Genomic DNA, 25,346 nt, shown 5'->3' on the forward strand with positions numbered 1-25,346 from the left:
CAGGCTGCAGACCCGGCTGGTGGCACCATGAAATCGATTGCTCACGCGGCTCCGGCCGTCGACATCCAGGCAGCACCGAAGCTCCACAAGCGCAATGTCGCGCTGGACCGCGCGCGCACCTTCCTGACCCTGGTCGTGCTGCTGCACCACGCGGTGATCCCCTACACCTATTTCGGGCACACCGATCCCACATCGTGGATCGGCTTCGACTGCGTGGTGCTCGCCACCGACAGCTTCTTCATGGCGATGTTCTTTTTCCTGTCGGGGCTGTTCGTCTGGCCGGGGCTCGGCAACAAGCCATGGCTGATCTTCCTGCGCGACCGGCTGCTGCGGCTCGGCCTGCCGTTCGTGATCTGCGCGGTCAGCGTGATTCCGCTCGCCTATTACGCGATCGCGCTGCGTCAGACGCCGGGGCTGACCTTCTCCGAGTTCTGGTGGAAAACCATGACGGTCGGACCATGGCCGAGCGGTCCGATCTGGTTCGTCTATGTCCTGATGGCCTTCGACCTCACCGCGAGTCTGCTGTACCGGGTGTCGCCGCGTCTGCTCGATCCGATCAACCGTCTGTCGATCAAGGGTTTTCAACGTCCCTCGAAGTTCTGGCTGTTCCTCGTCATCGTCAGTGCCGCCGCCTACCTGCCGATGCTGATCCATTACGGCCAGAACTACTGGTTCGAGTTCGGACCGTTTTCGGTGCAGGCGAGCCGCGTGCTGCTGTATGCGTCCTATTTCTTCATCGGCGCGGGAATCGGGGCGGCGAACCTCGAGGGCGGCCTGCTCAGCGCGCATGGACGGCTGACCGAAAGGCGCTGGTTCTGGACCGGCATCACGCTGATCCCCTACTGTTTGATGTGGGTGATGATCTACATCAAGCGCATGATCATCGGTAACCCCGATCCGCTGCCCGGCTGGTATCTCGGGATCTACGGCAGCTTCTATGTGCTGTTCAGCGCCTCGATCCTGTTCGCGATCCTGGCCTACTTCCTGCAATCGAAATCGTCGGGGCCGACGCTGCTCGACCGCATGCAGGGCGACGCCTACGGCATGTTCCTGGTGCACTATCCGATCGTGCTGTGGCTGCAATACTGGCTGTTCGATATGGAGCTGCCGGCCTTCGCCAAGGCCGCGATCGCCTTCCTGGCCACCGTGGCGCTGAGCTGGGCGGTCACGGCCGTGCTGCGCAAGATTCCCGGCTCGAGATACGTGCTCTAATCACGCCGCGATCTCGCCCCTCGCCGCCACGCTTTCCAGCCGCGGGGCGGCCGCCGCGCGATGGTCGCGGGCGATCAGGATGTAGAAGGTCGGCAGCACGAACAGCGTGAACAGTGTGCCGATCAGCATGCCCATCACCACCACGATGCCGATGGCGAAGCGACTCGCCGCGCCGGCGCCGTCGGCATAGAGCAGCGGCGCAAGGCCCGCGACCATCGCGGCGGTCGTCATCAGCACCGGCCGCATCCGCACCGCGGCCGCCTTCTGGATCGCGGCGACCCGGTCGAGCCCTTCATGATGCTGGATCTCGTTGGCGAAGCTCACCATCAGGATGCCGTGCTTGGAGATCAGCCCGATCAGGGTGACGAGGCCGATCTGGGTGTAGATGTTCAGCGTGGTGAAGCCGAAATACAGCGGCAGCAGCGCGCCGCAGACCGCGAGCGGCACTGTCACCATGATCACCAGCGGATCGCGAAAACTTTCGAACTGCGCCGCCAGCACCAGGAAGATCACGATCAGCGCCATGCCGAAGGTGACGATCAGGCGGTTGCCCTCCTGCACATATTGCCGGCTGTCCGACAGCCAGTCGACCGTCATGCCCGGCGACAGCTTCTGCACCTGCATGAACGACACCGCCTGCCCCATGGTCACGCCGGGCTTGAGCACCGCCGAGATCGTCGCCGCGTTCATCTGATTGAACTGCGGCAGCCGGTTCGGCTCCGGCTTGACGTTGACCTTGATCACCGTCGACAGCGGGAACATCTGCCCCGAACTCGAGCGGACGTTGAAGTTTCCGAGCCCTTCGGGCGTGACCCGGTCGGCCTGGCGCACCTGCGGGATCACCTCGTAGGAGCGTTCGAAGAAATTGAAGCGGTTGACATAGTTCTCGCCGACCAGCACCGCGAGCGTCTCGGCGATGGTCTGCATGCTGACACCGGCCTCGGCCGCCTTGGCGTGGTCGATGGTGATCCGCGCGGTCGGGCTGTCGAAGGCGAGATCGCTGTCGACGAAGGCGAACAGCCCGCTCTTCCATGCAGCCTGCTTCAGCGTCTCGACCTCCCGATAGATGGTGGCGAAATCGCCGGCCGAGCGCACCACCATCTGGAACGGCAGGCCGCCGGTCGCCGCCGGCAGCGCTGCCGGCTGGAACGGCGTCACGCTGGCGCCGAGCACGCCGTAGGACATGCCGTAGAGCTGGTTCTGGATGTCGTTGGCCGAGCGCTTGCGCTTGTCCCAATCGGTCAGGGTGATGCCGCCGAAGGCGTGGTTCTGCCCGTCGGTACCGTTGATGAACCAACTCGCGTGATATTCGGGAAACGAGCGAAACAGCTTCTCGATCTGGTCGGAGGAGCGCGTGGTGAAGTCGACGCTGGCATATTGCGGCGCGCGAAGCACGGTGAACACATAGCCTTGGTCCTCGGAGGGCGCTAGCTCGCGCTGGCTGCCGAGGAACAGCACCACGATCGCCGCCAGCACGCCGAATGCCACCAGCAGCACTGCAGCGCGCATCTTGAGCGTCGCGGCCAGCAGCCGGCCGTAGCCGCGCGACAGCTTTGAGAACTGATGCTCGACGAAGCGGGCAAACCGGCCGTGCGAAGTGGCTTCGCCGAGCAGCTGCGCGCTCATCATCGGCGACAAGGTCAGGGCGATGACGCCCGAGACCACCACCGCGCCCGCCAGCGTGAAGGCGAATTCGCGGAACAGGCTGCCGGTCAGGCCGCCCATCAGGCCGATCGGCGCATAGACCGCGGCGAGCGTGATCGTCATCGCGATCACGGGACCGATGATCTCGCGTGCGCCGATCAGGGCCGCGTCGCCGGGGCTCCGCCCTTCCTCGATGTGACGATGAATGTTCTCCACGACGACGATGGCATCGTCGACCACGAGCCCGATCGCCAGCACCATCGCGAGCAGGGTCAGGAGATTGATCGAGAAGCCGAGCGCCAGCATCATCGCGGCGGTGCCGACCAGCGACAACGGCACGGTGACGACCGGGATCAGCACGGAGCGGAACGAGCCCAGGAACAGCAGGATCACCACCACCACGATCGCGATCGCCTCGGCCAGCGAATGCTGCACCTCCGATATCGAGGCCTTGACGAAGTGCACGATGTTGAAGACGTCGGCGACCTTCAAACCAGGCGGTGCCACGCGGTTGAGGTCCTCGATCACCTTGGCGGTGGCGGCGACGATCTCCAAGGGGTTGCCGTCGGGGGTCGGCTGCACCGCGATGTAGACGGTGGGCCTGCCACTGTCGCGCGCATTGGAATCGTAATTCTCGCCGCCGATCTCGAGCGTCGCGACGTCGCCGAGCCGCACCAGGCCCCCGCCGCCGGCGCCGGTCTTGATCACCATCTTGCGGAAATCGTCGAGATTGCGCAGATCGGTCGCCGCGGTGATGTTGGTGACGGTCATCTCGCCGCGCAACCGTCCCGGCGCCGCCTGCACGTTGTTGGACCGCAGCGCGGCGGAGATATCGGCCGCGGTCAGCCCGCGCGCCGCGAGCTTGAACGGATCGATCCACACCCGCATCGCCAGCGACGATCCGCCCGAGGTGTCGGCCGACGCGACGCCGGGCACCGAGGTGAGCAGCGGCTGCGCCACGCGGGTCGCGAAGTCGGTAATCTGCGCCGGCGTCAGCGTGTCGCTGGTGAAGGCGATGTACTGCACCGCCGACGCGCCGTCGGTGATCTTGGTGATGACAGGATCGAACACGCCGGCCGGCATCCGGTACTTGACCTGCTGCACCTTGGCGAGCACCTCGGTCATGGCGCGGTCGGCATTGGCGTTGAGCACCAGCTTGGCTTTGATCTGGCTGAGGCCGAGCGTCGAGTTCGAGGTCATGTACTCGATGCCGTTGGCAGTCGCGATCGATTGCGCGATGACGGACGTCACGAAGCCCTGCATGACGTCCTGGGTCGCGCCGGGGAACGAGACGTCGACCTGGATCGTCGCGCTCTCCATGCTGGGATATTGCCGCACCGGCAGCGAGACCATGGCCGCGGTGCCGATCAACAGGATCAGAAGGCTCACGACCGTCGCCAGAATCGGCCGGCGGATGAAGATGTCGGTGAAATGCATATTGATTCCTCGGGCGCCGCTCGCGGGGCTAGCGTCCCTTCTCCGGCGTCTCCGCCATGGTCGTCTGGACGGCCGCGCCTGGCATGACGCGGAGCTGGCCCGCGGTGACGATGTGATCGCCGGGTGCAAGGCCCTGCTCCACCACGACACGCTCGCCGATCCGTTGCCCGGTCTTGACGGCGACGCCGACCGCCTTGTTGTCGCGCACGACAAGCACGCTCTCGCCGGATGCGCTGGTCTGGATCGCGGTGACCGGCACCACGATGGCGTCCGGCTGCGGCGGCAGCACGACGTTCACCATCACGAAGAGGCCCGGCCGCAGCAGCCGGTCGGGATTGGAAAACAGGGCTTGCACGAGGACATTGCGGGTGTCCTCGGCGACCTGCGGCTCGATGGCGTTGATCTTGGCCTCGAACACCCGATCGGGGAAAGCGTCGGTACGGATCGTCACCGCGCCTCCCACCCTCAGATTTGACAGGCGCTGCTGCGGAACGGTGAAATTGGCATAGAGCTGGTCGAGCGCGGTCAGCGTCGCGAGCGCATCGCCGGCATTGACGTATTGGCCGAGATTGACCTTGCGCAGTCCGACCTGGCCCGCGAACGGCGCGCGGATCGTCATCTGCGCGATCTGCGCATCGAGCTGGTCGAGCGAGGCGTCGGCCTGCTTCAGATCTTCCTGCCGCTGCTGCAGCGTCTCCTGGGTCACGAAGCCGGACGGCGCGAGGCCCTGCGAGCGCTTCTCCTGCAGCTGTGCAAAGCGTCCCTTGGAGACCGCGACTGTGCGCGCGGCGCGCAGCGGCGCGTCATAGAGCTGCACCAGCGGCGCGCCCTCGGCGACATCGGTGCCGGCATCGAAATTGATCGCGGTGACGCGGCCGGCAACCTCCGGCGCCAGAATCACCTGCCGTACCGCCTGCAGCGAGCCGATCGCCTCGATCGACCGCGGCAAGGTTTCGGCCCGCACCACCATCGCCGCCACCGGCGTCGGCGGGGCTTCGGCGGTGGGCTTGGCCGAGGCGCTGGATCCCCCTGCGCGCCAGGCAAACAAGCCGGCCGCGGCACAGACGAGCAACAGAACGGCAATGCCGAACGGCTTGGCACGAAGCCCGAGCCAGCGGCGCGACGACAATGATGCGGACGGCATATCACTTCCAAGAACGAACCCCGGCGTGTCGGCCGGAAGCTTGCCCCTGCAAGCCCGCAACTGATATAGAACCTCAAGTATGGTTGAGGTCAAGGCTGGCAGCTTGCAAGACTTCTAACGCAAGACCTGCAATGCAGGACTTCCAATCCGGGATTGCCAGTCAATGACGCTTGCGCAGGAGCTTTCAGTCGGCGAGGTGGCGCGGCGCAGCGGACTTGCCGTCTCCACCCTTCACTTCTACGAGAGCAAAGGGCTGATCGCGAGCCGGCGCACCGGCGGCAACCAGCGCCGCTACATGCGCGGCGTGCTGCGGCGGATCGCGGTGATCAGGATCGCGCAGCGCGCCGGGATCCCGCTGGAAGAGATCAGGCAGACCTTCGCCGCGATACCGCTCGATCGCGCGCCGACCGTGCGCGAATGGGAGCGCGCGATGCGCGCCTGGACCGAGACGCTGGAGCAGCGCATCAACGATCTCACCGACCTCCGCGACAAGCTGTTCAACTGCATCGGCTGCGGCTGCCTGTCGGTGACCGACTGCCCGCTGCGCAATTGCGACGACAAGCTCGGCGCCCAGGGGCCGGGCCCGCGCATCCTGATCACCGCGGCCGAACGCCGGGCGCGACGCAAGCGGCAGAGCTGACGGCATTTTCGCGGCCGACAAGTTGCGCACAACCTGCCTTTGGTCACATCCCGCCAGGTGATTCTCGGGTATGCTGGCCGGACTGCTTGACCCTAGGGAGTCCTGAGATGAACGACCCACAAGTTGGATGGATCGCCGCCATCATCGTCGGCGGGCTGGCGGGCTGGCTCGCCGAGATGTTCATGAAGTCCGGAACCGGCATCTTCATGAACATCATCCTCGGCATCGTCGGCGCCGCGCTGGCGAACTGGCTATTGGGTCTGCTCGGCGTGTCGCTCGGCGGAGGCTGGCTCAGCTATCTCGTCGCCGGCTTCATCGGCGCCTGCATCATCATCTTTGCCTGGCGCGCGGTCCGCGGCGCGACGTAAGGCCTGATCCGGATCATGCCCGGAAAAGAAATAGCGCGATGAAGGGTTCATCGCGCCATTGAGATCTTTGCTATGCGCCGCAGCGCCCGATTCGCTCGGATCAGGCGGCGGTACCGCGCATATAGTTCGGCAGCCAGTGCTCGAAGGCGCGCGACAGGCTCTCGATCGATGCCTGCGCCTCGCCGGCGACGGCGATCGCATCTCCGCCGGTGGTGCCGATGCGCGCGCAGGGCACGCCGGCACCCTTCATCTTGGCCAGCACGAGGCCTGCGTCGGCGGCTGGCACGGTGACGACGTAGCGGGCCTGATCCTCGCCGTACCAATAGGCATGCGGCACGATCGAGGACGGCGCGGCCAGCAGCTGCGCGCCGATGCCGCTCGCGATCGCCATCTCGGCGAGCGCGATCAAAAGACCGCCGTCGGAGACGTCGTGCACCGCGGTCGCGGTGCCGGCATGGATCATGCCGCGCACCACGTCGCCATTGCGCTTCTCGGCAGCGAGATCGACCGGCGGCGGAGCGCCCTCCTCGCGGCCGCAGACGTCGCGCAGATAGACCGACTGGCCGAGCCAGCCCTGGGTTTCGCCAACCAGGAGGATCGCCTCGCCGGCCGCCTTGAATGCCAGGGTCGCGGACTTGGTGAAGTCGTCGAGCAGGCCGACGCCGCCGATCGAAGGCGTCGGCAGGATGCCGCGGCCGTTGGTCTCGTTGTAGAGCGAGACGTTGCCGGACACGACCGGGAAATCCAGCGTGCGGCAGGCCTCCGAAATGCCCTTCAGGCAGCCGACGAACTGGCCCATGATCTCGGGCCGTTCAGGATTGCCGAAGTTGAGATTGTCGGTGATCGCGAGCGGCCGGCCGCCGACCGCGGTGATGTTGCGCCAGGCTTCCGCCACCGCCTGCTTGCCGCCCTCGAACGGATCGGCCTCGCAATAGCGCGGCGTGACGTCGACGGTGAGCGCAAGGCCCTTCGGCCCGTCCTCGACGCGAACCACCGCGGCATCGCCGCCGGGGCGCTGCATGGTATTGCCGAGAATGACGTGGTCGTACTGCTCCCACACCCAGCGCTTCGAGCACAATTCGGGCGTGCCGATCAGCTTTTCCAGCGCGTCCGCGATGCCGAGCGGCGGCTTGACGTCCTGGCCGCGGATCACCGGCAGCGCATTCGAGGCGACGTGCGGACGGTCATAGACCGGCGCCTCGTCACCGAGCTCCTTGATCGGCAGGTCGGCCATCACGTCGCCGGCATGCTTGACGACGAAGCGCTTGGTCGGCGTGGTGTAGCCGACGATAGCGAAATCGAGCCCCCATTTGCGGAAGATCGCCTCGGCCTCTTTTTCCTTCTCGGGCTTGAGCACCATGAGCATGCGCTCCTGGCTCTCCGAGAGCATCATCTCGTAGGCGCTCATGCCGGTCTCGCGGGTCGGCACCGCGCTGAGGTCGAGCTCGACGCCGAGATCGCCCTTGGCGCCCATCTCGACCGCCGAGCAGGTCAGGCCCGCCGCCCCCATGTCCTGGATCGCGATCACGCAACCCTTTTCCATGATCTCGAGGCAGGCTTCCAGCAAGAGCTTCTCGGCGAAGGGATCGCCGACCTGCACGGTCGGCCGCTTCTCCTCTGAGGCGTCGTCGAATTCGGCCGAGGCCATCGAGGCGCCGTGAATGCCGTCTCGCCCGGTCTTGGAGCCGAGATAGACGATCGGCATGTTCACGCCGGAGGCCGCCGCGTAGAAGATCTTGTCGGCGTCGGCGAGGCCGACCGCCATCGCGTTGACCAGGATGTTGCCGTCGTAGCGAGTGTGGAAACGCACCTGGCCGCCGACCGTCGGCACGCCGAAGGAATTGCCGTAGCCGCCGACGCCCGCGACCACGCCGGACACCAGATGCCGGGTCTTGGGGTGCTCTGGCGCACCGAAGCTCAGCGCGTTCAGGCAGGCGATCGGCCGCGCGCCCATGGTGAAGACGTCGCGCAGGATGCCGCCGACGCCGGTGGTCGCGCCCTGGTAGGGCTCGATATAGCTCGGGTGGTTGTGGCTCTCCATCTTGAAGACCACGGCCTGCCCGTCGCCGATGTCGATCACGCCGGCATTCTCGCCGGGACCCTGGATCACCCAGGGGGCCTTGGTCGGCAGCCCGCGCAGATGGATGCGCGACGATTTGTACGAGCAATGTTCGTTCCACATCGCCGAGAAGATGCCGAGCTCGGTGAAGGTCGGAACCCGCCCGATCAGCTTCAGGATCCGCTCGTACTCGTCCGGCTTCAGCCCGTGGGCGGCGACGAGTTCGGGGGTGATTTGGGGCTCGTTCCTGGGGTCGTTCTTGGGCGCGTTCATGGGACCCTTAATAGGTAGATAGAACGGGGGCGAAAAGGCCTTTTAGGGCCCATTTCCGGCCTGTCCAGAGTTTTGCGGCAGCTGGCCGCGGCCTGGGATTTGGTCCCGGGATTTGCACAATGGGGATGGATCGGATTTAAGGACCCGAACCCGATAATTGAAGGCCATATTTCGTGAACGAGCTCGCCAAAACCGCATTCAACCGCCGCCCCGACCTGCACGTCGAAACCGAGGGCGAATTCGCCGGCTGGCGAACCTGGACCCGGGACAATTTCGAGACCCATACCGGGCCGTTCTACCACCGCATGGACGAGAACGGCCGCATCACCTGCGCGTTCCGGGTCGGCAAGAAGCACCTCAACGGCTCCGGCAACGTCCATGGCGGCTGCTTCATGACCTTCGCCGATTACTGCCTGTTCGCGCTCGCCGGCTCGGTGCTCCAGGGCCCCGGCGTCACGGTGTCGTTCGCCTCGGAATTCCTCGACGCCGCCCGCGAGGGCGATCTGATCGAGTGCACCGGCGAGGTCACCCGTGCCGGCATGTCGCTGATCTTCGTGCGGGGCATGCTGACATCGGCGGAGCGGCCGCTGTTCTCCTTCTCCGGCACCATCAAGCGGGTGAAGCGCAGGGCGCCGGCGGAGGCAACGGCGTAAAGCGTGTGACGTCTGTGGACGCACGCCGTCGTCCAGCCGTTACATCGGCATGGATTGAATCGACGGCACAGCTCTAGCGCGTTGTGTTCACGCACGTTCTTCGCGTGAGGCAATACGAACTGCCGTTGTGACGCATCGACGCACTGTCGTTGCGTCGTCGCGCGCGCGTCACATGCGCGTCAGGCAAGCCCTCGAAGATTGCTGAACGGTTTCCGTTTGTGCGTTCGCGCAGCGATGTTGGGGCATCCTCATGAAATTGAAGACTTTCGTTTCCGTTACGACGGCGATGTCGCTTGTCGCGTCGCTGGCATGGACTGCAACTGCGGCGCGCGCCGGTCAAGACGGCGACAATGGCGATCGCGGCGTTGGCGATTCTCGCGGTCACGATGCCGATCAGGATCAGGACCATGACGGTGGTCATCATGGCCGCAAGCCGCGCGTGGTGATGATCTCGCTCGACGGTGCCAAGCCAGATTTCATCCAGAAATTCATCGAGGAAGGCGTGCTGCCGCGCGACGGCGGCCTCGCCCGGCTCAGCCGGCGCGGCGCAGTGGCGTTGCAGAACGTCACGGCGTCACCGTCGCTCACCGCGGTGTCGCATATTGCGATCGCGACCGGTTCGACGGCGGTCCACAACGACATCCCCTCGAACACGTTCGAGCCGATCGTCGGGCCGATCTCCGGCAGCATCAGCGGCTTTGCGGCCCCGATCGGCGGCTACAGCGAGAACCCGCTCGGGCCATCGCCGCATCCGACGGCGGTGCCGTTGTGGGTGCAGCTGCGCCAGCAGGGCAAGAAGGTTGTCACGGCGACCTGGCCCGGCGGCGACGGCGCCGACATCTCCATCAACAAGACCGTGGTGCAGCCGGCCCAGCCGACCCGCATCACCGACTTCACGGTCCCGTTCGGCGCGTTCGGCGGCATCGGGGCCCAGGGCTTCTCGCTGTCGCGAGGCGACTTCACGGCCGACCCGAGCATCGTGGCGGCGCTGCAGGCTGCCGGCCATTTCTCATTCAGCCCGGTGCTGGTGACCTCGGCACCGATCGAGACGTTCTCCTGCTCCGCCGCGGCAACCGCGACCTGCACCAACGCCTCGACGCTCGACATCAAATATTCGATCCGCGTGGCCGCGATCGACACCACCAACGATCGCAAGGTGAACTACGACACGCTGGTGTTCTTCGATGCCAACCGCGGCATCACCGCAGGCCCGTTCCACGCGCCGTCGACCGGGCCGGCCTATGTCAAGTTTGGCGGCGAGAACGCACCGTTCTTCTTCGAAGGCAGCGGGGCGAAGGTTGGTGCCGCGTACTTCGTCTCTGCGCTGTCTCCCGATCTCTCGATAGTACGCTTCGCCCGCTACGGCGCCAACTACATCCCGCGCAACACGCCGGTTCTCGCCGACGTCGACGACATCAACAACAACATCGGGTTCTGGCGTCCGCAGGCCGACTTCCGCATTCCGGAGCGCCTGAGCCCGGGCTTCACCAATTTCCCCGACGTCGAGATCGAGACGATGTTCGAGGACATGGTGAAGACCTTCGTGCGCTACCAGGCCAATATCGGCGAGCGCGCGATCAAGACCCATCCGGACGCCGACCTAGTCATGGTCTATATCGAGCAGCCCGACGGCTCCGAGCACCAGTTCCTGCTCACCGATCCCCGCCAGGGCACCAACCCGACCGACCCGAATTCGATCGGCGCCAACCAGGATGCCGCCAAGGTCAAGCGCTACGCGTCCTACATCCGTTTCGCCTACCAGACGGCCGACAGAGCGGTGAAGCAGATCGCCGACGCGGCGGGCCGCGACAGCAACGTGATCGTGGTGTCGGACCACGGCTTCGCGCCGTTCCACACCTCGGTCAATCTCACCAACATCCTGCGCAACGCCGGTATCGACACCAGCAAGGTCGGGATCCGCACGTCCGGCCCCGCCGCCGACATCTACATCAACCTGCAGAACCGCGAGCTCGGCGGCACCGTCGATCTCGCGACCTACCGCACACTGGTGGCGCAGATCACCGACGCGGTGAAGAACGCGGTCGATCCCAATGCCCGCTTCAACTACTCACTCAAGGAGCAGCGCATCTTCACCGTCGTCGAGACCCGGCCGCTGCAATGCGACGCCGGAACCGGACAATGCATCAGCAAGACCATCGGCCAGGACTATGGCGACGTGTTCGCGCTGATGGCGCCCGGCTACAATTTCGACGGCATCCAGAACCCCGGCGTCGCGCGCCAGGGCGACGCGCCGTTCAACGCGGCAACCACCATGCTGTCGATGCCGAACTTCTATGGCGCCCACGGTCACGACCCCGAACTTCCGGTGATGAGCGCGACGTTCATCGCCGCGGGGCCGCAGATCCGCAAGGACACCGTGGTGCGGCACATGCGCAATATCGACGTGGCGCCGACCATCATGCGGATCCTCGGTTCGGCACCGCAGCAGGTCGACGGCGAGGTGCTGGGCCAGGTCCTGCGCTAGGATTTAAATTCCGCGCGACGGACGCTAGACCGCGTCCGTCGATTTTTCCAGCTTGCACAAATCCGGCTCGGGATTGCGCGCCTGATCCGTCGCCCCTAGCCTTTCGTCCCATCGCCAAGCTACATTCGCTCCATCGCGCGCCAATGCGCGAAGGGAGCCAATCAAGGTGCCGCAGAGCACAGTCAGAGAATCATCCGGAAAAGTTCGAAACGGCTTTCTCTCGCGACAAACGCGGAACGCGTTGACGCGGAGATCATGCTCAGACCAAGAGCCAGGACGGGCGTGACGGCTCCCGCGAGAATGCCCGCTCCGTCGGCGCCGGGCGCGCGCGGCTGGCGCGACTATGCGCTGCTGCTGGCGCTTGCGTGCTGCTGGAGCTCGACCTACCCGCTGACCAAGATCGGGCTCGGCTCGATCCCGCCGGTCACCTTCATTTCCGCGCGCTCGCTGGTGGCCGCCGCCTTCCTGCTCATCGTGCTGCGCATGCGCCACATCCGCATCCCGACCGACCTCAAGGCCTGGAAGCTGTTCGCCTTCCAGCAGACCATCAACTCCACGATCCCGTTTTTGGTGATCACCTGGGCGCAGCTTTACGTGCCGGCATCCAACACCGTGGTGCTGGCCTCGACGACGCCGATCTTCGCCTTCCTGATCACCTGGGCGATCACGCGGCACGAGCCGGCCTCGCTGCTCAAGCTGCTCGGCGCGATCCTCGGCCTCGCCGGCACGGTCGCGATCATCGGCCTCGACGCGCTCTCGGGCTTCGGCAAGGAGATCTTCGCCGAGATCGCGATCCTGCTCGCCACCGTCTCGTTCGCCTGCGCCACCATCTTCGGACTTCGGCTGTCGGACTATGATCCGATGGTGGTCGCGGCGGGCTCGCTGTTGTTCGGCGGCACCGTGCTGCTGCCGGTCGCCCTGATCGTCGACCATCCCTGGACGCTGCACCCGACGCCGCAGGCGCTGGTCGCCACCGTCGTCATGGGCATCTTCTCCAGCGCGTTCGGCCTGATGCTGTTCTACATGTGCCTGACGCGGCTCGGCACGCTGACGACGAATGCGCAAGGTTATCTTCGCATTCCGATCGGCGTCGCGCTGTCGGTCATCCTGCTCGGGGAATCCGTGCCGTCGAATCTCGCGCTCGGCCTCTTGCTCGTCATGGCCGGCGTCGCCGCGATGACGGTGCCCGCCGAAGCGGTCAAGCGCTGGCTGCGCAGGCGGTAGAAGCGGGTACTTGTACACAGCCCGCCGACGTCATTGCGAGGAGCGACAGCGACGAAGCAATCCATATCTCCACTTGCGGCACGATGGATTGCTTCGCTCCGCTCGCAATGACGAGTCACATACATCTATCGCAGCTCAAGCCGACAGCCGCTTCTGCTGCGCGCGTCCGGCCGCACCGCGAAGCCGCTACTTCTTGTCGTCCGCCAGCAGCGTGCGGTATTTCGCGACGTCACGAGTCACCAGCTGCTGCAGCACCTCGGGCGCGAGCTCATCGGCGTCGGGGGCGACGGTCGACAGGTCGGCGAAGCGCTTCTTCACCGCCTCGCTCGCGACCGCGGCGCGCGCGGCGGCGTTGAGCTTGGCGATGATCTCGGGCGGTGTGCCCTTCGGCGCGAACAGGCCGTTCCAGCCTTGCGCCTCGAACTCGGGCAGTCCGGCCTCGGCCGAGGTCGGCAGTTCGGGCAACGACGCAAGGCGTACCGTCGAGCCGACCACGACCGCTTTCACCAGTCTGTCGTCGATCGCCTGCGACACCGAGGCGGCGGCATCGCAGACCCCGTCGATCTGGCTGCCGATCGCATCCGTCAGCGCGAGCGCCGCGCCGCGATAGCCGACCAATTGCACGTCGATGCCGGCGGCATGGACGAAGCTCTTGCAGATCAGGTAATTCGACGAGCCGACGCCGGCATGGCCGAGATTGACCTTGCCCGGATTCTTCCTGGCGTAGTCGATGAATTCCTTGAGGTCCTTGGCCGGAAAATCTTTGCGCAGCGCGACGATGCCGAAGGTCTTGGCGACCACGGCGATCGGCGCGAAGGACTCGGGCGTGAACGGCAGCTTCGGATAGATCGTGTAGGTCGCGGCGTTGGTGCCGGCATTGCCGATCGCGATGGTGTAGCCGTCCGGCTCGGCGCGCGCAGCGCGAGCGAGTGCGGTCGAGCCGCCGGCGCCGCCGACATTCTCGATGATGATGCTCTGGCCGAGCGCAGCGCCCATCTGGTCGGCGACTGCGCGGGCGATGACGTCGGAGGTGCCGCCGGCCGTGAACGGCACGATCATCGTGATCGGACGCTTCGGGAAGTCCTGGGCGTAGGCCGACGTCGCAAGCACAAGCGCCGCAGCCGCGGCAACGCACCACCGCCGCAGCATGATCGTTACGCCGCCTTTTCGAACTGCTGGACCAGCCCTGCGAACAGGCCGCGGCCGTCGGTGCAGCCCATGATCTCTTCGACGTGGTTTTCCGGATGCGGCATCATGCCGAGCACGTTGCCGCGCTCGTTGACGATGCCGGCGATCGAATGCGCGGCGCCGTTCAGATTGGAGGCCTCGTCGACCACACCCTCCGGCGAACAGTAGCGGTAGAGCACCCGCCCGTCGCCTTCGAGCCGCTTCAGGGTCTCTTCGTCCGCCTCGTAATTGCCTTCGCCGTGCGCCACCGGCACGCGGATCACCTGGCCGGCATTGTAGCCGCGGGTGAACGGGGTGTCGGAGCGCTCGACGCGCATATGCACGTCGCGGCAGATGAACTTCAGCCCGGCATTGCGCATCAGCACGCCCGGCAACAGCCCGGACTCGCAGAGGATCTGGAAGCCGTTGCAGACGCCGAGCACGAGCCCGCCCGAGGCTGCGAAGTCCCGCACCGCGTCCATCACGGGCGCACGCGCCGCGATCGCGCCGCAGCGCAGATAGTCGCCATACGAGAAGCCGCCCGGCACCACCACGAGGTCGGTGCCTTTGGGCAGCGCGGTCTCGGCATGCCAGACCATCGCGGTCTCATTGCCGGATGCGAGCTTGAGCGCGCGCGCCATGTCGCGCTCGCGGTTGATGCCGGGGAAGACGAGGACGGCTGATTTCATGGAGTTGGTACTTCGTTCAATTCGAGACGTGTCTCTATGCGGTCAAGACGCCCTTCGTGGCGAACCAGCGTTGCGTGAATACCGGAAATCTCCTGGAACACCCCGGTAATTTCCTGGCGGATACCATTCTGAGACGTTCGCGATGCCTGCATTTCCTGCTTCAACTCATCGATCTTGCCGTCGACTTGAGCCAAACGCGCCTGGACCGATTTCATCACTTCGAACATCAGCTCCATCGTCACGTCGGCCATATTGCTTGCCCTCAAGCCTTCAATTCGATCGCGTAGTTCTCGATCACGGTATTCGCCAACAGCTTGTCGGCGGCGGCCTTCAGCGCCGCCTCCGCCTTGGCCTTGTCGGTCGCGGCGAGCTCGATGTCGAACACCTTGCCCTGGCGAACGCTGGCGACGCCGTCGACGCCGAGCGATTTCAGCGCGCCCTCGATCGCCTTGCCCTGCGGATCGAGGATGCCCGACTTCAATGTCACAGTCACACGTGCCTTCACGGTCGCCCCTTCAGCTTAGCTCTTCACCAGCACCGGGCCGCTGCCGGCCGGCCGCTCGTTTTCAATCAGAATGCCGAGCCGCTTCGCGACCTCGGTATAGGCCTCGAGCAGGCCACCCAGATCCCGGCGGAAACGGTCCTTGTCGAGCTTCTCGTTCGACTTGATGTCCCACAGCCGGCACGAGTCCGGCGAGATCTCGTCGGCAACGATGATCCGCATCATCTCGTTCTCGAACAGCCGCCCGCACTCCATCTTGAAGTCGACGAGGCGGATGCCGATGCCGAGGAAGAGGCCGGTCAGGAAGTCGTTGACGCGGATCGCCAGCGCCATGATGTCGTCGATCTCCTGGGGCGTCGCCCAGCCGAAGGCGGTGATGTGCTCTTCCGACACCATGGGATCGTTGAGCTGGTCGTTCTTGTAATAGAACTCGATGATCGAGCGCGGCAGCTGGGTGCCCTCCTCGATCCCGAGCCGCTGCGACAGCGAGCCGGCGGCGACGTTCCGCACCACCACCTCGAGCGGCACGATCTCGACTTCGCGAATCAGCTGCTCGCGCATGTTGAGGCGGCGGATGAAGTGGGTCGGCACCCCGATGTCGTTGAGGTGCTGAAACAGGTACTCCGAAATCCGGTTGTTGAGGACGCCCTTGCCCTCGATTACCTGGTGTTTCTTGGCGTTGAACGCGGTCGCGTCGTCCTTGAAGTGCTGGATCAGGGTTCCCGGCTCGGGGCCTTCGTAAAGCACCTTGGCCTTGCCTTCATAAATACGGCGTCGACGGCTCATTGGGATGTACCGTGTTTTGTTGAAATCCATGGATTTGGGTGCTCCGGATGACTTGGGGTTACGACCCACGACGGAGCTGCCGCGGAGGCCTGGAACCTGGGTAATCCAACTGGAAACAGAACAAGAACCATGCCTGTTGGCAACCTATCCGATTGGCTCATCCGGCACAATCGATAGTGCCCCCTCGAGGGCACTTATACCGCCCAATCATAAGGGGCCGATTCTGCCAGTTTTGCCTGCGGCTTAACGGCTCGTTGTCTTGCCGATTCCTCCTACCTATCTAGGCAGGCATCGGGGCTGCCGCAACGCGCGGCGGCCCTCATTCAGCAAGGGAATTGGAACTTCAGCCATGAGCGAATTCAACAAGCGCGAGGAAGGTTTCGAGAAGAAGTTCGCCCTCGACGAGGAGCAGAAGTTCAAGGCTGAAGCCCGCCGGAACAAGCTGCTCGGCCTGTGGGCCGCCGAGAAACTCGGCATCACAGGCGATGCCGCCAGCGCCTATGCCAAGGAAGTGGTCGCCGCCGACTTCGAGGAAGCCGGCGATAACGACGTGCTGCACAAGGTTCTGAAGGACCTCACCGCCAAGGGCCAGGCCGTCACCGAGCGCGATATCCGCGCCAAGATGGACGAGCTGCTGGCGGTGGCCGCGGCGCAGGTGAAGGCGGGAAGCTGAGTTCCCGGGACACGGGCCAACTCGGCTTTTACGCGCGCCGGACGCCGTTCCGGCGCGACGTGTTTGTGCCCCTCGTCTTGGTGAAGTCGGCACGGAGGACGTCGAGCAGACGGCGTGAGGCGGCGCTGAGGAAGCCGCCATGCCGCGTCACGGCGACGACCTCGTGACTTGCAGCGAGATCGCCGACGCGGATCATCGCGATCCTGGAGCTAGCCAATTCCTCCGCCGCATTGCTTTGTGACAGCAGCGCGATCCCGAGCCCGGCCTCGACCAGACGCTTCTGCGCCGTCAGGCTGTCGACCGGCGTCCAGCCGACCTCGCCGAGCCCGTGCGTCAGGAACAGGGCGAAGACGTGCGAGGCGGTGATTTCGCGGCGTCCCGGCACCTCGGGAAATGCGATCCACCGCTCATCCCTGAGATCGGCAAGCTTGCCGACCCGGCGTCCCGCCAGCGGATGGTCCGGCGCGCAGACCACCCCGAGCGGCTCGGCAAACAGCACCTCGCAATCGAGGTCGCGCGAGCGATCGCAGTCGTAACGCAACCCGATCGTCGCCTCGCCGCGCCGGATCAGGTCGCTGACCTCGGCGCTGGTCGCGGTGCGCAGCGTCAGCGCAACGTCCGGATGCCGGCGGGCAAAGCGCTTCAACACGTTCGAGAGCCGCTCGCCGGCGAGCGTGCCGGTCACCGCCAGCGCCACCGGGCCGGAATTGTCGCGCAGCAGCGCGCGCACGGCGTTCTCGGCATCCTGCGCCGCCGCCACCGCCCGTTCGGCATAGGGCACCATCACCCGCCCGGCATCGCTCAGCCGCGTCTTGCCCGCGATCCGCTCGAACAGGGGCACCCCGAGCTCCTGCTCGAGCAGCGCGATGCGCCGGGAAATCGCCGGCTGCGAGCGATGCAGCGCCTTGGCGGCATGCGAGATCCCGCCGCGCCGATGCACCACCAGGAACGTGTTGAGCGCGTCGCTGTCCATGCCGAACCTTATGCAAAAAGCTGATGATATCGAGAGAAATAACAAATTTGTCTGATGGGCGAAACCGCCCTATCGCTGCTGCCAGTCGCTTTTGACAACAGCAGGAGTTCACATGCGCACCCAGGCGGACAAGGCAGCACGGTTTCGCGAGCTGCATCAGCGGCCCGGCGCCTTCATCATTCCAAATCCGTGGGACGCCGGGACGGCGAAGCTGCTCGCATCCATGGGCTTCGAGGCGCTGGCGACCACCAGCCTCGGGCTCGCCAACACGCTCGGCCGTTCGACCGTCAGCCTCGACGAGATCATCGAGAATTGCCGGGTGATCGCCGAGGCCACCGACCTGCCCGTCAACGCCGATCTGGAGAATTGCGGCGCCGACATGCCGAAGCTCGCGGCCGAGGCGATCCGGTTCGCCGCCGAAGCCGGCGCGGTCGGCGGCTCGATCGAGGATTCGACCGGCGACCCGCAGCGCCCGATCTACGATTTCACGCTCGCCGTCGAGCGGGTGCAGGCCGCGGTCGAGGCCGCGCGGGCGCTGCCCTTCCCGTTCACGCTGACGGCGCGGGCGGAGAACTTCCTGCACGGCCGCAAGGATCTCGACGACACCATCAAGCGGCTGCAGGCGTTCGAGGCCGCCGGCGCCGACGTGGTGTATTCGCCGGGCCTCTACGATCTCGCCACCATCAAGGCCGTGGTGTCGTCGGTCAAGAAGCCGTTCAACCTGGTGATGGGCTTTGCCGATCCGACCCTGACGGTCGAGCAGCTGTCGGCCGCCGGGGTCAAGCGCATCAGCGTCGGCGGCGCGATGCAGCGCCACGCGCTGGCTGCGTTCCTGCGCTGTGCCCGCGAGATGAAGGCCGACGGCGCGTTCAGCTTCGTCCGCGACATGGCGCCGGTGAAGGAGGTCCGCGCCGCGTTCAACTGATCGCCCCCTCATCGCGAGGTGTGCCGCCGGCTAGCGCGGCGCATGCCGGCGCCGCCCCGGATTGCCCGAGGCGGCGCCTTCTGGAATCTGGTATGCTGGCGCCGGCACCGCAAGCCCGGCCGAGGCGTTACCAGACCTGACGATTCATCGCAGGTCGCGGCTTGCAGCCAGCCTCAGGCAATGCCAAGAGAGCGGGATGTCCCAAGATCACATTTCCAACGTCCTCGCCGAACGTTACGCCTCGCCCGCCATGCGCGCCATCTGGAGTGGCGAAGGCAAGGTCCGCCTCGAACGCGACTACTGGATCGCCGTGCTGAAGGCCCAGCGCGATCTCGGCATCGCGGTGCCGGATGGCGTGATCGAAAGCTACGAGCGCGTCAAGGACCAGATCAACCTGGCCTCCATCATGAAGCGGGAGCGCGTCACCCGCCACGACGTCAAGGCCCGCATCGAGGAGTTCTGCGAGCTTGCCGGTCACGAGCACCTGCACAAGGGCATGACCAGCCGCGACCTCACCGAGAACGTCGAGCAATTGCAGGTCTACCGCGCGCTGCAGCTCATCGAGACCAAGAGCGTCGCCGCCCTCATCCGCTTTGCCAGGCGCGCGAAGCAATTGCGCGACATCCCGTTCACCGCGCGCACCCACAACGTCGCCGCGCAGGTCACGACGCTCGGCAAGCGCATCGCCATGTCCGGCGAGGAGATGCTGCTGGCGCATCAGAGCCTGGTCAACGTGCTGCAAACCTATCCCGCGCGCGGCCTGAAGGGCGCGGTGGGCACCCGTCTCGACCAGATCACCCTGTTCAACGGCGATGCCGGCAAGGCGCGCGCGCTCGAGCAACGCGTCCTCGTTCACCTCGGCCTGCCGAAGGTGCTCGATGCCGTCGGCCAGGTCTATCCGCGCAGCCTCGACTTCCGTGCGGTCAGCGTGCTCACCGAGCTCGCCAGCGGACCCGGCAATTTCGCCAAGACCATCCGCTTGATGGCAGGCCACGAACTCGCCAGCGAAGGTTTCGCCAAGGGCCAGGTCGGCTCCTCGGCGATGCCGCACAAGATGAACAGCCGCTCCTGCGAGCGCATCAACGGCCTGCATGTGATCCTGAAGGGCTATCTGGCGATGGCCGCAGGCCTTGCCGGCGATCAGTGGAACGAAGGCGACGTCTCCTGCTCGGTCGTCCGCCGCGTCATGCTGCCCGATGCCTTCCTCGCCATGGATGGCCTGCTCGAAACCCTGCTCACGGTGCTTGACCAGATGGAGGTGTTCGAAGCCGTCGTCGAGACCGAGCTCAACCGCTATCTGCCCTTCCTGCTGACCACCACGGTGATGATGGAAGCGGTCAAGAAGGGCGCGGGCCGTGAAGGCGCCCACGAGGCGATCAAGGAGCATGCCGTCGCAGCCATCGGCGACCTGCGCACCGGCAAGATCGTGCAGAACGATCTGCTGCAACGCCTCGCCGCCGACAAGCGTCTCGGCTTGAGCGCAGCCGAACTGCAGCTTGTGCTCGACCAGGGTCGCGCCAACTCCGGCGACGCCGCCGCCCAGGTCGATCACTTCGCCGAGCAGGTCGAGGCGCTGGCCAAGGCCAAGCCTGAGGCGGCGCGCTACACGCCGGGAACGATCCTGTAGCGAATGGTGAGGTGCGAATAGCAAGTGGACAACAAGCCATTCGCCCCCCGCCTCACTCCTCCTTGAAGCCGTATTCCGGCACGTTGCCGCTGGCGCCGTAATATTTGTATGGCAGGAATTTGCCGCTCATGGTGATCTTGACCCGGTCGCCCTTCGGATTGGCGACGCGCTCCAGCGCCATGTCGAAGTCGATCGCCGACATGATGCCGTCGCCGAATTCCTCTTCGATCAGGGCCTTCCAGGCCGGGCCGTTGACCATCACCATCTCGTAGAAGCGGTAGATCAAGGGATCGGTCGGCGGCATCGGCGTGCCGGTGCCGCGCATCGGCACCTCGTTGAGCATCGCGATCTCGGCCTTCGACAGCCCGAACAATTCGCCGGCATTGGCGGCCTGCGGCTTCGTCAGTTTCATCTGGCCGAGGATCGCGCCCGTGATCAGCACCTCGGAATAGCCGCCGATCTTCTCGCAGATGTATTTCCAGCTCCAGCCCTTCTCGCGCTTGATGTCGAGCAGCTTCTCGGTGAGGTCTTCGCGTTTCATCAGGTTTCCTCCTCAGGCTTCAGCGCGCAGCGCTCTGCGCGGGATTGGGTTCGACGACGCGCGGCGGCGAGACGATCACGGGCTCGCCGACGCCGGGCCGCACCGTCAGCACGTGGCGTGGATCGTGACCGGTCACCTCGGCGGCAAAGCCCTTGCTGCGGCTGACCAGGAAATCGACGATATGGTTGCGCAGCGCATAGTAATAGGGATGGCGGTGGAGGTCGATGCGGCCGCGCTCCTTCGGCAGCGGGTTCTCGACGATCTCGGCCAGCACCGCGCCGGGACCGTTGGTCATCAGGAAGATCTTGTCGGCGAGGAAGATCGCCTCATCGACGTCATGGGTGATCATGAAGGTGGTCTGCCCGGTCTCCAGGCAGATCCGCCGCACCTCGTCCTGCAGCGTGCCGCGGGTCAGCGCGTCCAGCGCCGAGAACGGCTCGTCCATCAGCATGATCTTCGGGGTGATCGACAGCGCCCGCGCGATGCCGACGCGCTGTTTCATGCCGCCGGAGAGCTCGGACGGATGCTTGTGCTCGGAGCCGGTGAGCCCGACGAGATCGATGAACTTCTGCGCGTGCGCCTTCACCCGCGCGCGATCCCATTTGCGCCATTTCGAGCTGACGGCATAGGCGACGTTGCCGAGCACCGTGCGCCACGGCAGCAGCGCATGGCTTTGAAAGATCACGGCGCGGTCGAGGCTGGTGCCCTCGATCCCCTGGCCGTCGACGATGACAGTCCCTTCGCTCGGCTCGTCGAGGCCGGCGAGGATGTTCAGCACCGTGGTCTTGCCGCAGCCGGAATGGCCGATCACGCAGCCGAACTCGCCGCGCGCCATCGACAGCCAGAAATTCTCGAACACCGTGGTGGTGCCGCCGCCGGCGCCGGGATAGCGCCGCGCGATGCCCTCGATCGAGATGAACTTGTCGGTCATCGCTACTCCGGAAACGTCACCATGCGGGTGAACCGCGCCAGCACCTGGTCGAGCAACATGCCGACGAGGCCGATCAAGAGGATCGCGATGATCACATTGGTGATCGACAGGTTATTCCACTCATTCCAGACGAAGTAGCCGATGCCGGTGCCACCGACGAGCATCTCGGCGGCGACGATCACGAGCCAGGCGATCCCGATCGAGATCCGCATGCCCGTCAGGATCGTCGGCGCCGCCGCCGGCAGGATCACGGTGAAGGCGCGCCTGATGGTGCCGACCTCGAGCGTGCGAGCGACGTTGATCCACTCCTTGCGCACGCCGGCGACCCCGAACGCGGTGTTGAGCAGCATCGGCCACACCGAGCAGATGAAGATGACGAAGATCGCGGAGATCGAGGAATCCTTGATCGTGTAGAGCGCGAGCGGCATCCAGGCCAGCGGCGAGATCGGCTTCAGCACCTGGATGAAGGGATCGAGCGCCCTGCTGATCAGGGGCGACATGCCGATCATGAAGCCGAGCGGAATCGCGACGACGACCGCGATCAGATAGCCGAGCCCGACGCGCCCGATCGAATAGGCGAGCTGGATGCCGAGCCCCTTGTCGTTCGGGCCATTGTCGTAGAACGGCCGCTTCAGATGCTCCCACAGCTTGGCGCCGACATCGAGCGGCCCGGGCATCGCGGACTTGCCCTGCGTCGCGGTCAGCCCCATCAGCCTGGCGTATTCGGGGCTCATGGCCGCCGTCGTGCCGCTGCTGCGGGTGGCGAGGTGCCAGGCGCCGAGGAAGGCGGCAAGCAGCGCGATCGAGACGATGGCGGCACGGAGACGGAGGGACAGCGTCATGTGGCGAGCTCCATCACCACGTCGTCCCGGCGAAAGCCGGGACCCATACGCCGCGGCCCCAGCTTGAGGCACGCGGGGAGACGCCGTGCCCAATCACTGGCTGTTGTGGTTATGGGTCCCGGCCTTCGCCGGGACGACGTGGAAAGGCCGGCGCGCCCCCTCACGACGATTTCCTGATCTTGAAGCTCGCGAGATAATCGTCGGGCTTGGCCGGATCGAAGCTCTTGCCCATCACCGAGAATGACTTGTACGAGGTGGCGGGTGGCGCGAGCCCCATCTCGGCCATCACCTTCTTGGTATCGGTGGCGAGATAGACCTGCTCGGCGACCACCTTGTAGTCGACGTCGCCCTTGATCTGGCCCCAGCGCTTCATCTGCGTCAGCATCCACACCGCAAAGGACTGCCAGGGGAACGGATCGAAATCGACGCGCTTCGGATCGGTTTTCACGCCACCGAGCCCGTCGGCGTAGGTGCCGGTCAGCACCTGCTCCAGCACCGTCACCGGCGCGTTGATGTAATTGGCCGGCGCAATCGCTTCCGCGATCTGCTTGCGGTTCTCGGCCTTCGCCGCATAACCGGTGGCATCCACGATCGCGCGGGTCAGCGCCGCGAACGAATTCGGCGCCGTCGTGATGAACTCGCGGCTGGCGGCAAAGCTGCAGCAGGGATGGCCGTCCCAGATCTCCTTGGAGAGGATGTGCAGGAAGCCGACGCCGTCATAGATCGCGCGCTGGCAGATATTGTCGGGCGCGAGGAAGCCGTCGATGTTGTCGGCACGCAGATTGGCGACCATCTCCGGCGGCGGCACCGAGCGGAGCTGCACGTCGGTATCCGGATCGAGCCCGTGCTCGGCGAGGTAATAGCGCAGCAGATAATTGTGCATGGAGTAGTCGAACGGAATGGCGAACTTCATGCCCTTCCAGTCCTTCGGATCGCGCCTGTCCTTGTGCTTCGTCGCCAGCGTGATGCCCTGCCCGTTGATGTTCTCGATCGCAGGGACCGTGAACGGTATGGCGTTGGCGCCAAGGCCGAGCGAGATCGCGAGCGGCATCGGCGCCAGCATGTGGGCGGCGTCGTATTCCTTGTTGATGGTCTTGTCGCGAATGACCGCCCAGCCGGCGGTCTTCACCACCTCGACATTGAGGCCCTGCTTGGCATAGAAGCCGAGCGGCGCCGCCATGATGATCGGGGTCGCGCAGGTGATCGGGATGAAGCCGACCTTGAGGTCCTTCTTCTCCGGCGGTCCGGCGTCGGCGAACGCCTCCGTCGCCGTCTTCAGCGGGAAGAACTGCGACAGCGCGGCGAGCGCCGTCGCGGCGCCAACCGATTTCAGGAAAGCGCGGCGCGCGACATCCTGCGGAAACACCGCCCGCATCACCGCCGACGCGACGATGCCTTCGTAGCGCTTCTGTTCGCTGAGATCGGCGACCGGCTCGCAGCGCAGCGTGCGCGCGGCCTGCTCATGCTCGGCGGCTGAGCGATGCCCGCCGCAGGCGCAACCCGATCGCGTGAGCACGCGGTCGGCGTCGAAGGGATCATCTGAGGTGGACATGCTGCGCCCCATTGTCGCACCGAAACGCAGACAGCTCCGCGATCCGGTTCATTGATCGGCGTCCGGCCGCGTTTTGCGCCGCCGAACGCCGACAAACATGCAGGTTCTATGCCGCCTTGCCGGTGACGACGGGCGCGGTCGGCAAGCCCTCGTCGATCGGCAGCGACGGGTCGCGCGACCACTCGTTCCAGGAGCCGAAGTACATCCGCACGTCCTTCACGCCGGCGTTCTTCAGCGCCAGGAAGGTGTTCGAGGCGCGTGCCCCCTTGAAGCAGTAGAGATAGACCGGCGTGGTCTGCGAGATGCCGACGGTGGCGCACTCCGCCAGGATCTCGTCCTTCGACTTGAAGCGCGGGCCCTCCGCGGTCGGCTTCATCATGCGGTACCATTCCAGCCACACCGCACCGGGGATGCGGCCCTTGCGCGGGCAGAAATCCTTGCCGTAGGGCGAGGAGCTTTCGCCGATCCACTCGTCGACGTCGCGCACGTCGAGGATCGCAACGCCGGGCTTGCCGACCGCCGCCAGCATCGCCTTGGCGTCGATCATGATGTCGCCGGCCTCCGGCACGATCGCAAAGGAGGCCTTCGCCGGCGCCGCAACGTCGGTGGTCACCGGCAGGTCGGCCGCCTTCCAGGCATCGAAGCCGCCATGCAGCACCTTCACCATGGGATAGCCCAGCATCGTCAGAAGAAAGTAGCCGCGGCAGGATTGGCCGAAGCCGGAATTCATCGACTGCTCGTAGATCACGGCGGTCTCCTTGCCGGAAAGACCGGCGGCACCGAACGCATCCGCGAACTTGGTCTTCAGCTCGTGGATGCCTTCCGGCGTCGAGGTCGCAAGGAACGTGAAGATGTCGTGCACATTGACGGCGCCGGGCAAATGGCCGGCCGCATAGGAATCCGGATTCCGCGTGTCGATGATGACACACGGGTCTTTCTTGACGAGCTCGGCAAGTTCGCCGGCGGTGATCAGAACGTCCGTCATGGCAGCCTCTCCTG

23 protein-coding genes are annotated in these 25,346 nt (G+C 65.4%); 9 read left to right on the forward strand and 14 right to left on the reverse strand.

Annotated elements, in window-relative coordinates:
* Positions 1–27 precede the first annotated feature (27 nt).
* Entirely contained in the window at positions 28–1,212 is a 1,185-nt protein-coding gene (locus XI02_RS28630; protein ID WP_172647683.1) for an acyltransferase, read from the forward strand.
* Here the strand turns inward: XI02_RS28630 and XI02_RS28635 are convergent, their stop codons facing one another.
* Together XI02_RS28635 and XI02_RS28640 are read right to left on the reverse strand one after the other, a co-directional pair.
* Entirely contained in the window at positions 1,213–4,293 is a 3,081-nt protein-coding gene (locus XI02_RS28635; protein ID WP_172647682.1) for an efflux RND transporter permease subunit, read from the reverse strand. It abuts the gene before it with no gap.
* A 28-nt stretch (positions 4,294–4,321) separates the two neighbouring features.
* Positions 4,322–5,437: an efflux RND transporter periplasmic adaptor subunit gene (locus tag XI02_RS28640; protein ID WP_172647681.1), complete on the reverse strand. Its 1,116-nt coding sequence runs from the start codon at positions 5,435–5,437 to the stop codon at positions 4,322–4,324.
* 163 nt (positions 5,438–5,600) lie between these two features.
* Between XI02_RS28640 and soxR the strand changes: the two genes are divergently transcribed.
* Together soxR and XI02_RS28650 are read left to right on the forward strand one after the other, a co-directional pair.
* Entirely contained in the window at positions 5,601–6,077 is a 477-nt protein-coding gene (soxR, locus tag XI02_RS28645; RefSeq protein WP_172647680.1) for a redox-sensitive transcriptional activator SoxR, read from the forward strand.
* A 107-nt stretch (positions 6,078–6,184) separates the two neighbouring features.
* The gene (locus XI02_RS28650; protein WP_016843463.1) at positions 6,185–6,445 is read left to right on the forward strand and encodes a GlsB/YeaQ/YmgE family stress response membrane protein; all 261 of its coding nucleotides are present in this window, start codon (positions 6,185–6,187) and stop codon (positions 6,443–6,445) included.
* 100 nt (positions 6,446–6,545) lie between these two features.
* Here the strand turns inward: XI02_RS28650 and purL are convergent, their stop codons facing one another.
* Complete coding sequence (gene purL, locus XI02_RS28655) at positions 6,546–8,777, reverse strand: phosphoribosylformylglycinamidine synthase subunit PurL (protein ID WP_172647679.1); 2,232 nt, start codon at positions 8,775–8,777, stop codon at positions 6,546–6,548.
* Between the two features lie 173 nt (positions 8,778–8,950).
* Between purL and XI02_RS28660 the strand changes: the two genes are divergently transcribed.
* From XI02_RS28660 to XI02_RS28670, 3 genes are all read left to right on the forward strand, one after another.
* Positions 8,951–9,430 (forward strand): PaaI family thioesterase, encoded by a 480-nt coding sequence (locus XI02_RS28660; protein ID WP_172647678.1) that lies wholly within the window; start codon positions 8,951–8,953, stop codon positions 9,428–9,430.
* A gap of 250 nt (positions 9,431–9,680) precedes the next feature.
* The gene (locus XI02_RS28665; RefSeq protein WP_038380634.1) at positions 9,681–11,915 is read left to right on the forward strand and encodes an alkaline phosphatase family protein; all 2,235 of its coding nucleotides are present in this window, start codon (positions 9,681–9,683) and stop codon (positions 11,913–11,915) included.
* Between the two features lie 300 nt (positions 11,916–12,215).
* On the forward strand, positions 12,216–13,139 hold the full coding sequence (locus XI02_RS28670; RefSeq protein WP_194483237.1) for a DMT family transporter: 924 nt from the start codon (positions 12,216–12,218) through the stop codon (positions 13,137–13,139).
* A gap of 186 nt (positions 13,140–13,325) precedes the next feature.
* Here the strand turns inward: XI02_RS28670 and XI02_RS28675 are convergent, their stop codons facing one another.
* Genes XI02_RS28675 through purC form a run of 5 tightly spaced genes read right to left on the reverse strand, consistent with a single transcriptional unit; the run spans position 13,326 to position 16,283 of the window.
* Positions 13,326–14,288 (reverse strand): tripartite tricarboxylate transporter substrate-binding protein, encoded by a 963-nt coding sequence (locus XI02_RS28675; protein WP_172647676.1) that lies wholly within the window; start codon positions 14,286–14,288, stop codon positions 13,326–13,328.
* Positions 14,289–14,293: 5 nt separating this feature from the next.
* Positions 14,294–14,995, reverse strand: a complete 702-nt coding sequence (gene purQ / locus XI02_RS28680; protein WP_016843456.1) for a phosphoribosylformylglycinamidine synthase subunit PurQ — start codon at positions 14,993–14,995, stop codon at positions 14,294–14,296.
* The gene (locus XI02_RS28685) at positions 14,992–15,246 is read right to left on the reverse strand and encodes a hypothetical protein (RefSeq protein ID WP_057018387.1); all 255 of its coding nucleotides are present in this window, start codon (positions 15,244–15,246) and stop codon (positions 14,992–14,994) included. Before XI02_RS28685 ends, purQ begins: the two co-directional genes overlap by 4 nt.
* Positions 15,247–15,257: 11 nt before the next feature.
* Positions 15,258–15,500 carry a phosphoribosylformylglycinamidine synthase subunit PurS gene (purS, locus tag XI02_RS28690; RefSeq protein ID WP_057018386.1) on the reverse strand — a complete coding sequence of 81 codons (243 nt, stop codon included), beginning with the start codon at positions 15,498–15,500 and terminating at the stop codon, positions 15,258–15,260.
* Positions 15,501–15,515: 15 nt separating this feature from the next.
* Entirely contained in the window at positions 15,516–16,283 is a 768-nt protein-coding gene (gene purC / locus XI02_RS28695) for a phosphoribosylaminoimidazolesuccinocarboxamide synthase (RefSeq protein WP_016843454.1), read from the reverse strand.
* Between the two features lie 349 nt (positions 16,284–16,632).
* Between purC and XI02_RS28700 the strand changes: the two genes are divergently transcribed.
* On the forward strand, positions 16,633–16,956 hold the full coding sequence (locus XI02_RS28700; RefSeq protein ID WP_016843453.1) for a DUF1476 domain-containing protein: 324 nt from the start codon (positions 16,633–16,635) through the stop codon (positions 16,954–16,956).
* A gap of 28 nt (positions 16,957–16,984) precedes the next feature.
* Here the strand turns inward: XI02_RS28700 and XI02_RS28705 are convergent, their stop codons facing one another.
* Entirely contained in the window at positions 16,985–17,929 is a 945-nt protein-coding gene (locus XI02_RS28705) for a LysR family transcriptional regulator (RefSeq protein ID WP_069279641.1), read from the reverse strand.
* 112 nt (positions 17,930–18,041) lie between these two features.
* On the opposite strand from XI02_RS28705, the gene XI02_RS28710 reads away from it, so the two are divergent.
* A complete protein-coding gene (locus XI02_RS28710; protein ID WP_172647675.1) occupies positions 18,042–18,854 on the forward strand; it encodes an oxaloacetate decarboxylase in 813 nt (270 codons plus the stop codon).
* 196 nt (positions 18,855–19,050) lie between these two features.
* Positions 19,051–20,481 (forward strand): adenylosuccinate lyase, encoded by a 1,431-nt coding sequence (gene purB / locus XI02_RS28715; RefSeq protein ID WP_081334781.1) that lies wholly within the window; start codon positions 19,051–19,053, stop codon positions 20,479–20,481.
* A gap of 52 nt (positions 20,482–20,533) precedes the next feature.
* Here the strand turns inward: purB and cynS are convergent, their stop codons facing one another.
* From cynS to XI02_RS28740, 5 genes are all read right to left on the reverse strand, one after another.
* Entirely contained in the window at positions 20,534–21,022 is a 489-nt protein-coding gene (gene cynS, locus XI02_RS28720) for a cyanase (RefSeq protein ID WP_050999587.1), read from the reverse strand.
* 19 nt (positions 21,023–21,041) lie between these two features.
* Positions 21,042–21,953, reverse strand: coding sequence for an ABC transporter ATP-binding protein (locus XI02_RS28725; protein ID WP_172647674.1), 912 nt, complete (start codon positions 21,951–21,953; stop codon positions 21,042–21,044).
* 2 nt (positions 21,954–21,955) lie between these two features.
* Positions 21,956–22,795: a nitrate ABC transporter permease gene (gene ntrB, locus XI02_RS28730; protein ID WP_018272428.1), complete on the reverse strand. Its 840-nt coding sequence runs from the start codon at positions 22,793–22,795 to the stop codon at positions 21,956–21,958.
* Positions 22,796–22,955: 160 nt separating this feature from the next.
* Positions 22,956–24,347, reverse strand: a complete 1,392-nt coding sequence (locus XI02_RS28735; protein WP_172647673.1) for a CmpA/NrtA family ABC transporter substrate-binding protein — start codon at positions 24,345–24,347, stop codon at positions 22,956–22,958.
* 106 nt (positions 24,348–24,453) lie between these two features.
* Complete coding sequence (locus tag XI02_RS28740; protein ID WP_172647672.1) at positions 24,454–25,332, reverse strand: sulfurtransferase; 879 nt, start codon at positions 25,330–25,332, stop codon at positions 24,454–24,456.
* Positions 25,333–25,346 lie beyond the last annotated feature (14 nt).

This window comes from Bradyrhizobium sp. CCBAU 21365 (assembly GCF_015291305.1).
Classification (GTDB): Bacteria; Pseudomonadota; Alphaproteobacteria; order Rhizobiales; family Xanthobacteraceae; genus Bradyrhizobium; species Bradyrhizobium elkanii.

Coding starts and splice junctions, on each gene's coding strand:
- XI02_RS28640 (WP_172647681.1), bottom strand. CDS start 5,437: ATGCCGTCCGCATCATTGTCGTCGCGCCGCTGGCTCGGGCTTCGTGCC.
- XI02_RS28675 (WP_172647676.1), bottom strand. CDS start 14,288: ATGCTGCGGCGGTGGTGCGTTGCCGCGGCTGCGGCGCTTGTGCTTGCG.
- soxR (WP_172647680.1), top strand. CDS start 5,601: ATGACGCTTGCGCAGGAGCTTTCAGTCGGCGAGGTGGCGCGGCGCAGC.
- XI02_RS28725 (WP_172647674.1), bottom strand. CDS start 21,953: ATGACCGACAAGTTCATCTCGATCGAGGGCATCGCGCGGCGCTATCCC.
- purQ (WP_016843456.1), bottom strand. CDS start 14,995: ATGAAATCAGCCGTCCTCGTCTTCCCCGGCATCAACCGCGAGCGCGAC.
- XI02_RS28685 (WP_057018387.1), bottom strand. CDS start 15,246: ATGGCCGACGTGACGATGGAGCTGATGTTCGAAGTGATGAAATCGGTC.
- XI02_RS28710 (WP_172647675.1), top strand. CDS start 18,042: ATGCGCACCCAGGCGGACAAGGCAGCACGGTTTCGCGAGCTGCATCAG.
- XI02_RS28635 (WP_172647682.1), bottom strand. CDS start 4,293: ATGCATTTCACCGACATCTTCATCCGCCGGCCGATTCTGGCGACGGTC.
- cynS (WP_050999587.1), bottom strand. CDS start 21,022: ATGAAACGCGAAGACCTCACCGAGAAGCTGCTCGACATCAAGCGCGAG.
- XI02_RS28735 (WP_172647673.1), bottom strand. CDS start 24,347: ATGTCCACCTCAGATGATCCCTTCGACGCCGACCGCGTGCTCACGCGA.
- XI02_RS28665 (WP_038380634.1), top strand. CDS start 9,681: ATGAAATTGAAGACTTTCGTTTCCGTTACGACGGCGATGTCGCTTGTC.
- XI02_RS28705 (WP_069279641.1), bottom strand. CDS start 17,929: ATGGACAGCGACGCGCTCAACACGTTCCTGGTGGTGCATCGGCGCGGC.
- ntrB (WP_018272428.1), bottom strand. CDS start 22,795: ATGACGCTGTCCCTCCGTCTCCGTGCCGCCATCGTCTCGATCGCGCTG.
- purL (WP_172647679.1), bottom strand. CDS start 8,777: ATGAACGCGCCCAAGAACGACCCCAGGAACGAGCCCCAAATCACCCCC.
- XI02_RS28650 (WP_016843463.1), top strand. CDS start 6,185: ATGAACGACCCACAAGTTGGATGGATCGCCGCCATCATCGTCGGCGGG.
- purC (WP_016843454.1), bottom strand. CDS start 16,283: ATGAGCCGTCGACGCCGTATTTATGAAGGCAAGGCCAAGGTGCTTTAC.
- purB (WP_081334781.1), top strand. CDS start 19,051: ATGTCCCAAGATCACATTTCCAACGTCCTCGCCGAACGTTACGCCTCG.
- XI02_RS28700 (WP_016843453.1), top strand. CDS start 16,633: ATGAGCGAATTCAACAAGCGCGAGGAAGGTTTCGAGAAGAAGTTCGCC.
- XI02_RS28630 (WP_172647683.1), top strand. CDS start 28: ATGAAATCGATTGCTCACGCGGCTCCGGCCGTCGACATCCAGGCAGCA.
- XI02_RS28670 (WP_194483237.1), top strand. CDS start 12,216: ATGCCCGCTCCGTCGGCGCCGGGCGCGCGCGGCTGGCGCGACTATGCG.
- XI02_RS28740 (WP_172647672.1), bottom strand. CDS start 25,332: ATGACGGACGTTCTGATCACCGCCGGCGAACTTGCCGAGCTCGTCAAG.